The 14,756-nt window shown below is 70.8% G+C and carries 12 protein-coding genes; 4 read left to right on the top strand and 8 right to left on the bottom strand.

Annotated features, from left to right (window positions below):
• Window positions 1-111: 111 nt before the first annotated feature.
• A complete protein-coding gene (locus tag ABZ896_RS25615; RefSeq protein WP_360933501.1) occupies window positions 112-1,032 on the bottom strand; it encodes an LAETG motif-containing sortase-dependent surface protein in 921 nt (306 codons plus the stop codon).
• Between the two features lie 358 nt (window positions 1,033-1,390).
• On the opposite strand from ABZ896_RS25615, the gene ABZ896_RS25620 reads away from it, so the two are divergent.
• A complete protein-coding gene (locus ABZ896_RS25620) occupies window positions 1,391-2,800 on the top strand; it encodes an alpha/beta hydrolase (RefSeq protein ID WP_360933504.1) in 1,410 nt (469 codons plus the stop codon).
• Window positions 2,801-2,925: 125 nt separating this feature from the next.
• On the opposite strand, the gene ABZ896_RS25625 is transcribed toward ABZ896_RS25620, so the two are convergent.
• From ABZ896_RS25625 to ABZ896_RS25640, 4 genes are read right to left on the bottom strand one after another with little or no spacing between them, the layout of a single operon-like run.
• Complete coding sequence (locus ABZ896_RS25625) at window positions 2,926-4,191, bottom strand: FAD-dependent oxidoreductase (RefSeq protein ID WP_360933507.1); 1,266 nt, start codon at window positions 4,189-4,191, stop codon at window positions 2,926-2,928.
• Window positions 4,188-4,982 (bottom strand): amino acid ABC transporter ATP-binding protein, encoded by a 795-nt coding sequence (locus tag ABZ896_RS25630; protein WP_360933510.1) that lies wholly within the window; start codon window positions 4,980-4,982, stop codon window positions 4,188-4,190. The genes ABZ896_RS25625 and ABZ896_RS25630 overlap by 4 nt, the downstream gene beginning before the upstream one ends.
• Window positions 4,979-5,734 (bottom strand): amino acid ABC transporter permease, encoded by a 756-nt coding sequence (locus tag ABZ896_RS25635; protein WP_360933513.1) that lies wholly within the window; start codon window positions 5,732-5,734, stop codon window positions 4,979-4,981. Before ABZ896_RS25635 ends, ABZ896_RS25630 begins: the two co-directional genes overlap by 4 nt.
• Window positions 5,735-5,746: 12 nt before the next feature.
• Window positions 5,747-6,676 carry a transporter substrate-binding domain-containing protein gene (locus ABZ896_RS25640; RefSeq protein WP_360933516.1) on the bottom strand — a complete coding sequence of 310 codons (930 nt, stop codon included), beginning with the start codon at window positions 6,674-6,676 and terminating at the stop codon, window positions 5,747-5,749.
• 162 nt (window positions 6,677-6,838) lie between these two features.
• Between ABZ896_RS25640 and ABZ896_RS25645 the strand changes: the two genes are divergently transcribed.
• Window positions 6,839-8,005, top strand: coding sequence for a sugar diacid recognition domain-containing protein (locus ABZ896_RS25645; protein ID WP_360933519.1), 1,167 nt, complete (start codon window positions 6,839-6,841; stop codon window positions 8,003-8,005).
• An 8-nt stretch (window positions 8,006-8,013) separates the two neighbouring features.
• Here the strand turns inward: ABZ896_RS25645 and ABZ896_RS25650 are convergent, their stop codons facing one another.
• The 3 genes from ABZ896_RS25650 to ABZ896_RS25660 all read right to left on the bottom strand — a co-directional run bounded on the left by ABZ896_RS25650 (window position 8,014) and on the right by ABZ896_RS25660 (window position 11,202).
• A complete protein-coding gene (locus ABZ896_RS25650; RefSeq protein ID WP_360933522.1) occupies window positions 8,014-8,676 on the bottom strand; it encodes a calcium-binding protein in 663 nt (220 codons plus the stop codon).
• Window positions 8,673-9,836 carry a UDP-N-acetylglucosamine 2-epimerase (non-hydrolyzing) gene (gene wecB / locus ABZ896_RS25655; protein WP_360933525.1) on the bottom strand — a complete coding sequence of 388 codons (1,164 nt, stop codon included), beginning with the start codon at window positions 9,834-9,836 and terminating at the stop codon, window positions 8,673-8,675. The genes ABZ896_RS25650 and wecB overlap by 4 nt, the downstream gene beginning before the upstream one ends.
• Window positions 9,837-9,957: 121 nt before the next feature.
• Window positions 9,958-11,202 carry a glycosyltransferase family 2 protein gene (locus ABZ896_RS25660; RefSeq protein ID WP_360933529.1) on the bottom strand — a complete coding sequence of 415 codons (1,245 nt, stop codon included), beginning with the start codon at window positions 11,200-11,202 and terminating at the stop codon, window positions 9,958-9,960.
• A gap of 417 nt (window positions 11,203-11,619) precedes the next feature.
• Between ABZ896_RS25660 and ABZ896_RS25665 the strand changes: the two genes are divergently transcribed.
• Complete coding sequence (locus ABZ896_RS25665; RefSeq protein WP_360933532.1) at window positions 11,620-13,458, top strand: polysaccharide deacetylase family protein; 1,839 nt, start codon at window positions 11,620-11,622, stop codon at window positions 13,456-13,458.
• Between the two features lie 35 nt (window positions 13,459-13,493).
• Complete coding sequence (locus ABZ896_RS25670; RefSeq protein ID WP_360933535.1) at window positions 13,494-14,519, top strand: glycoside hydrolase TIM-barrel-like domain-containing protein; 1,026 nt, start codon at window positions 13,494-13,496, stop codon at window positions 14,517-14,519.
• The last annotated feature ends 237 nt before the right edge of the window (window positions 14,520-14,756 follow it).

The raw sequence follows: 14,756 nt of genomic DNA on the forward strand, positions 1-14,756 counted from the left end.
CGCCGCAGGACCCGGTTCCCGGTTGTCCGGGACATCGGATTTCTACGGCGGAGCTGTCGGACCTCACGGGGTGATCGTGCCGCCAACGACGGCGATCAGCCCGTCAGTCGATCAGGTGTGGCGTCCCCGTCGGGTCGCGAAGACCGCACCGGCCCCGAGGGCGATGACCAGGGCCGCACCGCCCGCTATCAGCCCGACCGGCGCGCTCGAGCCGGTCTCCGCCAACGGCGGCGTGCTCTCGCTCGGCGTCGGGGACGGCGGCGTCGACTGCATCGGCGGGACGTCCGGCGTGGTGGGCGGGGTGGTGGAGTCGGAGGGCGGCTGGCTCGCCGGCGGAGTGGTCTCCTCGGCGGGCGGCTCGCTGGCGGGCGGAGTGGCCGGGGTGCTGGGGGTGTCCGGAGGCGTCTCGGAGGCCGGGGGAGTGGGCGTGCTCGGCTCGTCGGGGGTGCACGACTTGTCGCCGCCGTTCCACGCGGCGATGAGGTGGTACGGCGTGACGACGTTGTCGGGCTGGTACGGCGCGGGACCGTGTCCGTCCCCCGACTTGCCGTCGTAGACGACGTCGTCGCCGTAGAGGTCGATCTGCCCGTAGCAGTCGGGGGACTTCACGGACAGCTTCTGCCAGGTCCGCCCGGCGTCGTCGGCGCCGGCGAGGTCGTCCGCGCCGAGGTAGACGACGGCGTGGTCGACGAGTTCCTGGTAGCCGGAGGTGGTCCAGCTGGGGCCTTCGGTGGTGTAACCGGCCAGCGAGACCGGGTATTTGCAGCCGTCGCCGACCTTCTGGCCCGGGGCCAGCCGCACCTCGACGGTGCCGGGAGCGTCCTTCCACTGGTGGAAGCCGCCCTGTGAGGTCCAGTCGTCACCGACCGGCTTTCCGGCGGCGTCGACGAGGCGGTACTGAACGGTGGCCGACTGGCAGCCGCCCGCAGGAGTCGCACTCGCCGAAGCGGCCCCCACGAGCGGGGTGACGGTGGCGAGGAAGGCGGTTGCGGCGACAGCGGCCGACGTTCTGGAGCGTGAGAGGCGTCTCAAGATCTGCCCTTGGAATCGAGATTGTGGGAGGTGGCAGGGCGCGAGCAGCCGCTGGTGCACGGGGAGTTGGAAGAAAACCGTGGCCGAGCCACTCGCGTCACATCGCTCACTTCAGTCACGGCGAGCGAGAGCTGCATTCTTTCCGCTCTCCACAACCTCCGTCAATCCTTCACAAGTTGAGTCCGCTGGAGATCCAACTGGCTTGCGCGTTCTGCCCGGATATCGATGCCCACCCCCGATAATGTTGTGCACAATATTGACGGCGGTACGAATTCAGCCCTACCTTCCTGGGGTCTTCGTTCAGTGCACTGAGTACCTGCCCGTGTGCCCGCTCTGCAGCCGCCCTCAGGGAGCCCCCATGCCTGCCAGCACCCGCACTCGCCGTCTCCGTCTCCGTATCGCCCTGGCCACCTTGGCCGCGTTGGCGTCCACGGCCCTCGTCGCGCCGCTCCCCTCGGCCGCCGCCGAGGCGGACGCGGACGTCGCCGGCCGTCTCACCGGCACCCTCGCCGACGGCGCCACCTGGATCGCGGACGTCCCCGACCAGTGGAACGGCACGCTGGTGCTGTTCAGCCACGGCTTCGGCCCGCTGGTCGCCCAGAACGCCCCCTCTGCCGCCGTCCGCACCGAACTCCTCGCCCAGGGATACGCGTTGGCCGGGTCCTCGTACGACCCCAACGGCTCGATGTGGGCCCTGAACAGTGCCGAACGCGACCAGTTCGCCACCCTCGACGCCGTCACGGCGAAGATCGGCACCCCGCGGCGCACCCTGGCCGTCGGCAACTCGATGGGCGGCCTCGTCAACGCGCAGCTGGCCCGGGACGGCGGCGGACGCATCGACGGCGCGCTCGGCCAGTGCGGCCTGGTCGCGGGCGGCACCGACCTGGACAACTACCAGCTCGACGCCGAGTACACCCTCGCCCGGCTGCTGCTGCCGGACGACCAGGTCAAGCTGGTCCGCTTCGACTCCGCCGCCGACGCGGCCGCCACCGCCAAGAAGCTCACCGACGCCGTCACCGCCGCCCAGGCCACCGCGCAGGGCCGCGCCCGGATCGCCCTGGCCGCGGCCTTCCTCAACCTGCCCGCCTGGGCACCCGGACAGGAGCAGCCCGCGCCGACCGACTGGGCGGGCCAGCAGGAGCAGCAGTACGCGTGGTTCGCCCAGGGCATCCTCTCGTTCGTCGAGGGCGGCCGGTTCGCCATCGAGCAGTCCGTCGGGGGCAACAACTCCTGGAACAAGGGCGTGGACTACGCCCGCCTGCTGGCCGGTTCGGTCCATGCGCCCCAGGTCCGCGCCCTGTACCGGGCCGCCGGCCTGGACCTGCGCGCCGATCTGAACGCGCTGACCGCGGGGGCCGACATCACCGCCGATCCGGCAGCCGTGCGCACCGCGCAGCGAACCTCCTCCGCGGGCCAGGGACTCGAAGTGCCGTTGCTCGACATCCACACCACGGCCGACAACCTGGTTCCGGTGGAGCAGGAGAACCGCTTCGCCGCCCGGGTGCGTGCCTCCGGAGACGGTGCGCTGCTGCGGCAGGCGTTCGTCCAGCGGCAGGGGCACTGCACGTTCACCACCGCCGAGACCGTGGCCGCCCTGCACGCCCTCGAACACCGGGTCGACACCGGCCACTGGGGCGACGTGGCGACCCCGGCCGCACTCCAGCGGTCCGCGACCGCGCTCGGCCTGGACGGGGCGGCCTACGTCGCCTACCGCCCGGCACCGCTGACGGTCGGCCGCGACCACCCGGCGCACACCGACCGTCCCTGACACCGAGGGCGAAATCGGCCGGCGTGGCGGAGGTGTGCGGTTCCGGACCGGTGAACTCCCGGAAGGCGTCGGCCGCTTGGAAGACCCCCCGTCGGCACGAGATCGCCCGCTGATCGGTGACCGCTCTATCCGCGCAACCGGTCGAAGCGGAACGGTCGCAGAGCCGGTGGGCGGTTGCCGGTGCGGATGTAGTGAGCGAGCTGGTGGCCGGTGGCGGGTCCGAGGGTGATGCCCAGCATGCCGTGACCGGTCGCCGTGTAGGCGTTGTCGTGGCCGGGGACGCGGTCGATGACGGGGAGGCCGTCGGGGAGGAAGGGCCGCCCGCCCACCCACGGGTCGCGGATCCGGGCGACCAGGTCGTCGGGGTCCTCGAACCAGTGGCCGAGGTAGTGCCGGCTGGCGAGGGCGACCGCGACGATCCGGCGCCAGTCGAGCCGGTTGTTGTTGCCGCTGAGTTCCATCGTGCCGCCGATGCGGGTCGTCGAGCCGATGGGGGAGGCGACGGCCCGGCGCTCGCCGAAGTAGAGGGTGTGGCGGGGTGCCGGGTCGAGGTCCACGGAGAAGCTGTAGCCCTTGCCCGCTTGGAGCGGCAGTGGCCGGCCGAGGAGACGGAGCAGGGCCGGGGAGCGCATGCCGGCGGCGATGACGACGGCTCGGCAGGGGATCTCGCCCTGACCGGTGTCCAGCGCCGTGACCCGTCCCGCGGTCATGCGGATCCCGCTGACCCGGGTGTGCTCGTGGATCTTGACTCCGGAGGCGGCCAGTGCCCGGCCCAGGCCACGGGCGAACGCCTCCGGATCGACCACTCCCTCGCCCTCGACGAGGTACGCGGCCCGCACCCCGGGCGCGAGGGCGTCGTCCAGCAGGCGCGCTGCGTCGCCGGTGGTCACCTCGTCGGGCAGCCGGTAGCGGCCGTCCGCCATCTCCCGCTGGACGGCCAGGTGATGGCGGGCCTCGGCCGCCGACAGGAAGGCGTGCACCATGCCCGGGCGGGTCAGCGTCGTCTCCACGCCCGCCTCGCGCAGGCCGTCGAACAGGCCGAAGGTGTCGCGGTTCAGCTCGGCGATCGCCGCGTACCCGCGCCGGAACGCGGCCGGTGTGCTGCTGCGCCAGAACCGCCACAGCCACCGTACGAACGCCGGATCCGGCAACGGCCGTAGATAGAGCGGGGAGTCGGGGCGGCCCAGCGAGCGCAGCGCGTAGCGCACCACGCCCGGTGCCGGGACCGGAGTGGAGTGGCTCAGACAGACCCAGCCCGCGTTGCCCCGCGAGGCGCCGGAGCCCAGGTCCCCGCGCTCGACCACCTCCACCGGCAGCCCGGAAGCCGCCAGGTAGTACGCCGTGCACAGTCCGACGACGCCGCCGCCGACCACCACGACGGGCCCGTTCACGCCCCGCTCCCGGAGGCGGCCAGGAAGGCGCGGGTCCGGGCGTGGGCGGGGTGGTCGAGGACGTCCCGGGGAGGGCCCTCCTCGACGATCCGACCGCCGTCGACGAAGACGACATGGTCGGACACCTCGTGGGCGAACGGCAGTTCATGGGTGACGAGCAGCATCGTCATGCCCTCGGCGGCCAGTTCCCGCATCACGCTGAGCACCTCGCGGGTGGCCTCCGGGTCCAGGGAGGAGGTCGGCTCGTCGAACAGCAGGACCTCCGGCTTCAGCGCCAGCGCGCGGGCGATGGCGACCCGTTGCTGCTCGCCGCCGGAGAGCTGCTCGGGCTGGGCCAGAGCCCGGTGCGCCACACCGACCCGGCGCAGCAGCGTCACGGCCCGCTCCAGTGCCTCCGGCTCCGGGACGCCGGCCTTGCGCTGGGCGAGGACGACGTTCTCCACGGCCGTCAGATGCGGGAAGAGATGGAACTTCTGGAAGACCATGCCGACGGTCCGCCGCAGGCGCGGCAGATCACGGCAGACGGTCCGGCCCTGGCTGTGCACCACCTCGCCGGCCACCTCGACGGTGCCGCCGTCGGGCTTCTCCAGCAGGTTGACGCACCGCATCAGGGTGGTCTTGCCGCCGCCGCTCTGCCCGATGACGCTGACGATCCGGCCGCGGTCGACCTTCAGGTGCACGTCGTCGAGGACGAGCCTGCCGTCGAAGGACTTGCGCAGTGCCTCGATCTTTATGACCGCTTCGGCGGCGGCCCGTTCGACGGTCCTGTGGGTGGTGACGGGCTCGGTCATGCGGCCGCCTCCTCTCGTACGGGGGTGGCGTCCAGGTCGGATGCGAGCAGCGCCCGGGCCGCCCGCACCCGGCGCCGCCGCCACGGGGACAGCGGGACACCGGCCCGCACCTTGCGTTCCAACAGCAGCAGGAGTTGGGAGAGGGGGTAGCACAGGGCGAAGTAGAGGGCGGAGACGACCAGGTACACCTCCAGCGCCCGGAACGTCGCCGAGGTGATCAGCCGCCCCTCCGACATCAGTTCCGCGGCCGACACGGTCACCAGCAGGGACGTCGACTTCAGCAGGTCGACCAGCATGGTGTTGGTGCCGGGCAGGGCCTGGCGGACGGCCTGCGGCAGGACGACGTGGACGAAGATTCCCGCCCGGCCGATGCCGAGTGCCTCGCCGGCCTCCGTCTGTCCGCCGTGCACCCCGCTGATCGCGGCACGGAAGATCTCGGACAGGTAGGCGGCGTAGAACACGATCAGCGACAGGCAGCCCGCGCTGAACACGTCCAGCCGGACACCGGCCGAGGCCAGCCCGAAGTAGGTCAGGAAGATGATGGCCAGCAGCGGGACGTTCTTGAACACCTCGGTGTACACGGCCGCCACGGCCCGCAGCGGCCAGGCCCCACTCAGCCGAAGCAGTGCCACGGCGAGGCCGAGAAGCACCGCGCCGGCGAAACTGACGACGGTGTACGACACCGTACGGCCGAGCGCGTCGATGAGGTCACCGCGGTAGTCGGACCAGGGGACTTGGAAGAGACCGGACATGTCAGCGACCCCTCACTGTCCGATGGTCGGCGGGTTCCAGTTGTCGGGCCGGTCCACTCCGCGTCGCGCGGTGGCGACGTCCGGGGCCGGCTTCAGGAACTGCTCCGGATCGCCGCCGTACTTCGTCACGAGCTTGCTCATCTCGCCGTTGCGGTACATGGCGTCGATCTCCCGGGAGACGGCCTGCTCCAGCTTGGTGGCCTTCTTGGGGAGGTAGAAGCCGGTCTGGTACGGCTGGAAGTAGGCGTAGGCGGGCTGTTGCCTCACCTCGGCGGCGGTGGGCGGGGTCAGGTACTCGGTGGCGATCTTGAGGTCGGGGCGCTGCTTCTGTGCCGCGATGATGATCAGCGGGTCGAGGAATCCGACGTCGATGCGGCCCGCGCCGAGGTCGTCGAAGACGCCGTTGGCGTCCGGGTAGGCGTGCAGCTTCGCCTTCGGCACGGCCTGGATCGACTTGACCCACACATACCCCTCGACCGTGCCCAGGTTCAGGCCCTTCAGATCGGCCACCGTCCTGTACGTCCTGCCGTCGCGGACGGCCATCGCGGGCGGCGAGTAGTACGGCGGGTCGGTGAACAGCCCTTGTTTCTGCCGGTCGGTGGACCAGGCGACGCCGCCGACGGTGATGTCGACGCGGCGCGACTGGACGCCGGCGAGCATGCCGGCGAAGTCCGTGACCTGGGGCTTGGTCTCCAGGCCCAGTTTCTTGGCGACGTAGGCGAGGATGTCGCCGTCCAGGCCGACGATCCTGCCGCCCTGGACCGAGGTGTAGGGCGCGTACGGCTGGACGGCCACCTTCAGGACGCCGGGCGTGAGCGTGCCCAGTGCGGCGGTCTTCGCCGATACGTTGGTGGGCGCGTCGTCGCCGGAACCGCAGGCGGCTGTCAGGGACATCAGGACCGTCGCCGCCAGGGCGACGGCGAGGGGGCGAATACGGAACATGGGCTGAGCCCTTCCGTCGCGAGGCGGGGTGGGATTGGGCCCATACGTTAGGGATCACCCCGCCCTGCGTCACTGTTCACTCCGTACGAATGTGTGGCCGAGATTCCGCGCCGCCTTGTACGGTCCGTCCATCCAGTCACGCGCTTGGCGGGAGGACCGACCGTGCTGAGCCCTTCGCTCGCCCAGGAGATCGCCGGGGACACCTCCGCGGTCATCGGCTACAACGTGCTCATCACCGACGCCGATGCCATGGTGATCGGCAGCGGCGACCGCAGCCGCGTGGGCACCTTCCACGAGGCGTCCGTCGAGGTCATGCGCACCAAGGAGGCCGCGACCCACAACGCCTCCCAGGCCCAGTCGCTGCGCGGAGTGCGGCCCGGCGTCACCCTGCCGCTGGTCGCGGGCGGCCAGGCGGTCGGGACCGTCGGCATCACCGGCACACCCGGCCAGGTGCGGCGCTTCGGACTGCTCGTCAAACGCCAGACCGAGATCCTTCTGCGTGAATCGGTCATGCTCCGCTCCCGGTTGCTCGCCGAGCGCGCCGCCGAGAAGCTCCTGGCCGACCTCGCCTCCTACGACCCCGAGGTCATCGAGGCCGACAGCCTCGCCTTCCGGGCCGCCGACCTCGGCTTCGACCTGCGGCTGCGCCGGATCGCGGTGGCCTTCGAGGTGACGACGCCGCCGCGCGCCCCGCGCCGGGACATCGGTCTGGTCCGCTCGGAGATCCTCCGCACGGTCCTGGAGGTCTTCGCCGATCCGCAGGACATCGTCGCCGCGACCGCCCCCGGCCGGGTCGGCGTCCTGCACCGCCTCACCCCCCGGCACACGGTGGACGCCGTCGTCCTCGACTGCCGCCGGGTCGTCGAGGCGATAGCCGCCCAGGACGGGCTTGCCGCCCGCGCGGGCATCGGCGAGCCGGCCACGACCGTGGACGCCCTGCACGACTCCTACCAGGACGCCTGCGAGGCCCTCCGCCTCGGAGTGCGCCGTCAGGACGGCGTGCTCGTCCACTCCATCGGCGACCTACGGGTCCACCAACTCCTCACAGCGGTCGGCCAGCCGGCCCGCGCCCGCCTCCTCGACGCCACGACAGCCCGGCTCCGTACCCAGCCGGACTGGCCGACCCTGCGCGACACGATCACCGCCTGGTGCGAGAGCGGCTACCACCTGGTCCGCACCGCGGCCGCCCTGCACATCCACCGCAACACGGTCGTCTACCGCATGAACAAGATCGAACAGCTCACCGGCCGCCCCCTGCGCGACCACCACACCACCCTCGCCCTCTACCTCGCCTGCCTCACCGACCATCTGACACCTCCGGCGGACTGACGAACGGCTCAGCCGGGAGACGCCCGCAGCCCCTCGAACTCCACCGTCGCGTCCTCGCTGTACGCCCCCACCCGGCCCTGGACGTACGGCAGTTCGGCGTCGGTGAACGCCACCAGCGGCTTCCCGGCCACCGCCACGGACAGCATCGCGCCGTGCTGGACGACCGTCACGTCGTACCACCGGCCGACGGGGTACGGTGTCCGGCCCGTCGCCAGGAAGCGCTGGCCGCCCGGATAGGCGGGGTCGCGCTTGCCCAGCTCCCAGCCGTTCGGCTTGAGGGTGATGTAGTAGAAGTGCTCCGGATCGGTGTACGCCCAGACCAGCCACGGCACTTCCCAGGGGTTCGGCTTGGGGGAGCGCAGCTGCTTCACGGTCCGCATCCGCGCCTCGTACCGCAGGTCCGTGTAGGAGGCGGTGCTCACGACCAGCCCCGCGTGGGTGGTGCCGGGGTCCTCGGCGGCCATGGGGGAGAGCCGGAGCGAGCCGTCGTCTCCGTGGTTGGTGCCCATGCCGTTGAACACCGACAGCCAGCGGCCGTGGGTCGTACCGTCGATCCACGGCTTCGGCGGTGGCGGACCCTCGCCCTGGCACCGGCTGAGGGCGAGCGCGAGGAGTGTGGCCAGCGTGAGTGCCAGTGCCAGCCGGGTGACGGTACGACCCTGGTGTGTCATGCCGTCGAGTACGGTCCGGACGCCGTGAGCCCGACCGGGACGTCGGCGGCGAAGTCCTCGGCCAGCTGGGACAGGATGCGGGCGCTCGCGGTGCCGTCGCCGAACGGGTTGCCCGCGGTCGCCATCCTGCGGTACTCCGCCGGATCGTCGAGGAGTGTGTTCGCCCAGGTCACGATGGACTCCGGGTCCGTGCCGATCAGCCGGGCCGCGCCCGCCTCCACCGCCTCCGCCCGCTCGGTGGTGGTCCGCAGCACCAGGGCGGGCTTGCCCAGGCTCGGAGCCTCCTCCTGGATCCCGCCGGAGTCGGTGAGGACGAGGTCGCACTCGGCGAGCGTGGCCGCGAAGTCCAGGTACCCGAGCGGCTCGACGAGCGAGATGCCCCGCTGCCCCTCCAACTCCGGCAGCAGCACGTCCCGTACGGCCGGGCTCTTGTGCAGCGGCAGCACGATCTCCACGTCCCCGCGCGCCGCGAGCCGGGTCAGCGCCCGGCCCATGCCGCGCATCCGCTCGCCCTGGTTCTCCCGCCGGTGCAGGGTGACCAGGATCCGCTTCGCCGTGCCGGCGAAGGCGGAGGTGCCGGTGCCCTCGGCCAGCACCCACAGCAGGTTGTCGATGACGGTGTTGCCGGTGACGAAGACCTGCTCCTCGGGGATGCCCTCGCCGGTCAGGTGCCGGGCCGCCGCCGGGGTCGGCGCGAAGTGCCAGCGGGCGATGCGCCCGATCAGGCTGCGGTTCAGCTCCTCCGGGAACGGGTTGTCGATGACCCCCGTGCGCAGTCCGGCCTCGACATGGGCGACCGGGATCTTCTCGTAGAAGGCGGCCAGCGCGCCGGCCAGCGCGGTCGTGGTGTCCCCCTGCACCAGGACCAGGTCGGGGCGCTGCTCCCGCATGACCCCGCCGAGCTCGCGCACCAACCGGGCGGTGAGGTCGGACAGTTGCTGCCGCCGGCGCATCACGTCGAGCGCGATCCGTACGTCGACGTACAGCAGGCCGAGCATCTGGTGGAGCATCTCGCGGTGCTGGCCGGTGGTGACGACGATCGGCTCGAACTGTGAACCGGTGGCCATCGCCCGTGCGACCGGGGCCAGTTTGATCGCCTCCGGTCTCGTGCCGAGCACCAGCATGGCGCGTACGGGCACGACGGACGTGTGTGTGGACATGAGTCCCCCTTGGGCGTGCGGCCGCGGCGGCCGCGTGAAGGTGATGAGAGAGATGGAGCGAGGTGAGGACCCGCGCCCGTTCGAAGGGCGCGGCCTGAACGTCCTCGGGTGCGCGCGGACTTCAGGTGCGCGCGGTCTTCAGCCAGGTCCGCTGACCGGTGAGCATCCGCCAGAACCCCCACCAGCCGGCCGCGAACCAGATGTAGCCGTAGAAGACGAAGACATGGGCGAGCAACACCGAGCGCACCAGCCCGAGTTCGCGCTCACGCCGGGCGTACACGAAGCCGTACGCGTAGGCCGTGGTGAACGAGAGCAGATACGGGCCGAGCAGCCACATGGGCGACACGAGCGGGTGGCCGACCTGCACCGAGGCCACGGTGGTGGCGCACACGGCGACGAGGAAGGACAGCGGCAGCAGCGAGGTGAGCAGGATGAGCACCGGGCTGGAGAGGTGGTAGAGCAGGTCGAGCGCGGGCCGGGTCGGCACGTCCCGCAGGATGAGCGGGACCAGTCCGGCCGACTGGAGATGGCCCTGGAACCAGCGGGAGCGCTGGCGGATCAGACGCCTGAGGCTGAGCACGGCCTGCTGGGAGACCGCGGCGGTGGTGCAGTGCATGTTGGTCCAGCCCTTGGCGATCAGCCGGACCCCGAGGTCGAGGTCCTCGGTGAGGCTGTCGCTCCACGGGCCGTCCCCGTCCAGGGTGTTGAGGGCGGCGAGCCGCATGAACTGGCCGTTGCCGCCCATGCCGACGCTGCCGATGAAGCGCCGTGCGCTCTGGAAGACGTCGCCGTAGACGACGAACTCCATGTCCTGCATCCGGGCCAGCAGCCCGAGGCCCCGGTTGTACATCCGGACGCAGACCTGCACCGCGCCGGTGCCCGGGTCGTCGAAGAACGGGTCGACCGACTGCAGGACGTGCGGATCGAGCCGGCCGTCCGCGTCGAGCACGCACACCACCACGTCCCGGGGATCGCGGCCGAGCAGCAGCCCGGACTCCCTGAGATGGCGCACCCCGTCGTTGAGGGCGGCGCCCTTGCCCTTGCGTGCGTTCGGCGGTTCGCGTCGGAGCAACTGGACGACGGCCGGGTCGGCGGCCAGGGCGATGTCCGAGGTGCGGTCGTCCGAGCCGTCGTCGATGACCAGCGCCATGAAGTTGGCGGTGGGCAGCGAGGTGATGCGCGCCAGGCTCTCGGAGAGGACTTTCTCCTCGTTGAGACAGGCCAGGAGGAATATGTAGAAGCGCTCTCTCTTTTCGGTCCTGGAGCGCCTGATTCTCCGCCGGGAGAGTATGAAGAGTGTCGTGTTGTAACAGGCGGCCAGGGCGATCAAGGAGATGCTCGACCACAGGAGCAGTTCAGTGATCATTGCCGCTCCCGGCGTCGGCGCGTGTCCTCAGTGCCTGGCGGCGCAGCCGTGCCCGGGCCAGCAATATGAGAAACGCCGTCAGGCAATAGAACAGAAATCCGGCTCCTGCCGTTGCCTGCAATGCTTTGGCCAATGGTAGCCCCGGAATTGCCTCCGGGACGGTCATCGCCCCTGCCAGAGGCAGCAAAGACCCCAGGGCGGGTCGTCCGTACATTTTCCCCCCACGTTCTGATGCGCGTCCCCAACGCGCGGTGAGGAACGTAGCAGACCTCCGGGGCGGCCCGGCGTGGGATCGAGAAAAAACGACCCTTCCGATCTTGAATTTGACACCCTTCATGGTCGTCATGAAAATCGGTGACTTCGTATCGGTAAAGACCCTGCCAATACCGGCAGGGCGGGGGGATGAATGTGGCACCAATGATTTCTCACAGGAGACGGGGAACGGCGAAGTTCCCGCTGATCCTGCTGCTCGTCGCCGCCGTGCTCGGCGGCACGTTCCTCGCCTGGAACGCCCAGGCGGGCACCACCGCCCCGGGCGGCCACCGGCACGGCCACGAGGCCGTCGGCGGACGGTCCGGGCTCGGCAGCGTCGACCTCAAGGGGTGGGCGAAGGAACAGATCGCCTCGGACAAGGAACGGCGCGCCCAGCCGCGGCCGAAGTCGGCGGCCTCGCCGGCGGCCGCGAAGCCCGCTGCCGCCACCGCGGTCCGCCAGGCCGGCTTCGTCCGCGCGGCCGCGGGCGATCCCACCACCCTCGTGCTCTACGACACCGCAGGTCCCTACGGTCAGCTCGGCGAGTTGTACGCCATGGCCGCGGCCAACCTCGCGGGCCACTTCGGCACGGTGACCGCCAAGCCGGTCCAGCAGTACACCGCCGGCATGATCGGCTCGTACACCGCCGTCATCTACATCGGCTCGACCTACTACTGCTGCGACGTCCCGGACGCCATCCCGGCCGCCTTCTACCAGGACGTCTCCACCAGCACCAAGCCGGTCCTGTGGATGGGTGCCAACATCTGGAACATGGCCAACTCGGTGGGCGTCGCCCAGTTCACCCAGCGCTACGGCTGGGACCCGACCTCCTCGTACTACGAGGACGGCGGCTCCGTCGGAACCGTCACGCAGGTGACGTACAGGAACCAGGCCCTCACCCGGAAGATCCCGGCCGGCCAGGACGGCGGGGTGCTGCGCCCCAACGTCCTCACCGGGCCCGGATATCCCGCGGTCACCCGGCTCGCGGAGGGACTGGACAGCTCCAACGGGCACACCTTCGGCTGGGCGGTCCGCTCGTCGAACCTCACCTACGTCGGCGAGATCCCGTTCGCCTACGTCTCCGAGAGCGACCGCGTCATCGTCGCCGAGGACCTGCTCTTCGACGCCCTGGCACCGGCCACCGCCGAACGCCACCGCGCGATGCTGCGCCTTGAGGACATCAGCCCTGCCTCGGACCCCACCGAACTGCGGACCATGGCGGACTACCTCTACGCGCAGAAGATCCCGTACGGCATCAACGTGATCCCCGTCTACAAGGACCCCAAGGGCACCTACAACAACGGCACCACGCAGACGCTCACCCTGGTGCAGCGCCCGCAGGTCGTCAGCGCCCTCAAGTACATGCTGGCCCGCGGCGCGGTCCTCATGGACCACGGCTACACCCACCAGTACGGCAACGTCGCCAACCCCTACAACGGCGTCACCGGCGACGACTTCGAGTTCTACCGGGCGCACGTCGACACCGCGGACAACGTGGTCTACGACGGCCCGGTCGCCGAGGACTCCGCGCTGTGGGCGCAGGGCCGGGTGACCAGCGCGCTCACCCAGTTCACCCTCGCCGGGCTGCCGAAGCCGACGCTGTGGACCACCCCGCACTACGCGGCCTCCGCCGCCGACTACAAGACGATCGGCGCCAATTTCTCGGCCCGCCTGGAGCGTTCGCTGTACTTCTCCGGCACGCTCAGCGGGAACTCCGCCGGACCCAACTCCTTCATCGGGCAGTTCTTCCCGTACGTGGTGAAGGACGTGTACGGCACCAAGGTGCTGCCGGAGAACATCGGCAACTACGAGCCGGACGCCTTCAACAACCACCCGGCCCGGCTGCCCGCCGACCTCATCGCCTCGGCCAAGGCCAACCTGGCCGTCCGCGACGGGTTCGCGAGCTTCTTCTACCACCCCTACTACCCGACCCAGCCGCTCAAGGACACGGTCGACGGCATCAAGGCCCTCGGCTACACCTTCGTCAGCCCCACGAGCCTGTGAGGGCACGGCATCCCAGGAGGGGGACCGTCACCGCGGTGGTGGCGGTCCTCCTCGCCGTCGTCTCCGGCTGCGCCACCACCGACGGCGAGAGCGGGTCCCCGGACACCGGCAAGGACGGCCGGGCGACCCTGCGCGGCATCACCCTGCCCGCCTGGAACCGCACCGACTACGACAGCCCGGCCGCCGCCCGCTATCTGCGCGACATCAGGGCCACCGGCGCCCAGTGGATCACCCTCACCCCGACCTGGTACCAGAACCGCGTCACCGACACCTCGATGCACCGCACCGAGGAGACGGCCAGTGACGCGAGCATGCGCCGGATCACGGCCCGCGCCCACGCCCTCGGCCTCAAGGTGATGATCAAGCCGCACGTCGACCTGCCCGGCGACGAGGACCGCGCCGAGATCCGACCGCGGGACCGGGGCGAGTGGTTCACCGCGTACCGGCGTTTCATCACCCACTACGCGGCTCTCGCCGCCGACACGGGTGTCGAGCAGTTCGCGGTGGGTACCGAACTCGCCGGTGTCTCAGGGGACGTGACGGCCTGGCGGAAGGTCGTCGAGGCGGTCCGCGACCGCTACGACGGCCCGCTCACCTACGCGGCCAACTATGACGAGTACCGCAAGGTCCGCTTCTGGAAGGACCTCGACGTCATCGGCATCGACGCCTACTGGCCGCTCTCGGAGGCACCCACCGAGGACACCGCCGTACTGCGCCGCGCCTGGAAGCCGATCCGGGAGGAACTCGCCGCGTTCTCCCACGAGCAGGGCCGGCGCGTCCTGTTCACCGAGGCCGGCTACGTCAGCCAGCGCGGGGCCACGACCGCGCCGTACTCCTGGACCGTCAGCGGCCGCCCCGCCCCCGACGAACAGGCCGCCGCCTACCGGGCGTTGCTGGACTCCTTCACCGGCCGCGACTGGTGGGCAGGGGTCTGCTGGTGGATGTGGGACGACTGGCCCGACAGCGGCGAGACCCCGGCCCGGCTGGCCTACACCCCGCACGGCAAGCCCGCGGAGGGGGTGCTGCGAGAGAAGTGGGGCGCTGCCCGGGGCACCGAGTAGGCCTCCCCTGTGCGAGGGGGGTTGTAAAGGCAGGGGGAACTGTGGGCGTGGGCGGGGTAGTTGGGTACGGGGTCCCGTTGCTGAGCCGCTCCGTCGAACTGGACCGGTTCGACGTGCCGCTCGACCGCGCGGCAGGCGAGGTGCGCGGCATGGGGCGGTCAGCACCTGCTGTGCCACCACGCCAACTCGGGCTCTGCCAGCGGCTCGTGATGCGTTCGGCGGAGAAGTACTTCGTCC

The organism is Streptomyces sp. NPDC047072 (genome assembly GCF_040643855.1).
In the GTDB taxonomy this organism is placed as follows: Bacteria; Actinomycetota; Actinomycetes; order Streptomycetales; family Streptomycetaceae; genus Streptomyces.

What these genes read in the sequence shown, in the direction of transcription:
- ABZ896_RS25620 (WP_360933504.1), top strand. Translation starts at nt 1,391, where the DNA reads ATGCCTGCCAGCACCCGCACTCGCCGTCTCCGTCTCCGTATCGCCCTG.
- ABZ896_RS25630 (WP_360933510.1), bottom strand. Translation starts at nt 4,982, where the DNA reads ATGACCGAGCCCGTCACCACCCACAGGACCGTCGAACGGGCCGCCGCC.
- ABZ896_RS25635 (WP_360933513.1), bottom strand. Translation starts at nt 5,734, where the DNA reads ATGTCCGGTCTCTTCCAAGTCCCCTGGTCCGACTACCGCGGTGACCTC.
- ABZ896_RS25640 (WP_360933516.1), bottom strand. Translation starts at nt 6,676, where the DNA reads ATGTTCCGTATTCGCCCCCTCGCCGTCGCCCTGGCGGCGACGGTCCTG.
- ABZ896_RS25650 (WP_360933522.1), bottom strand. Translation starts at nt 8,676, where the DNA reads ATGACACACCAGGGTCGTACCGTCACCCGGCTGGCACTGGCACTCACG.
- wecB (WP_360933525.1), bottom strand. Translation starts at nt 9,836, where the DNA reads ATGTCCACACACACGTCCGTCGTGCCCGTACGCGCCATGCTGGTGCTC.
- ABZ896_RS25660 (WP_360933529.1), bottom strand. Translation starts at nt 11,202, where the DNA reads ATGATCACTGAACTGCTCCTGTGGTCGAGCATCTCCTTGATCGCCCTG.
- ABZ896_RS25665 (WP_360933532.1), top strand. Translation starts at nt 11,620, where the DNA reads ATGATTTCTCACAGGAGACGGGGAACGGCGAAGTTCCCGCTGATCCTG.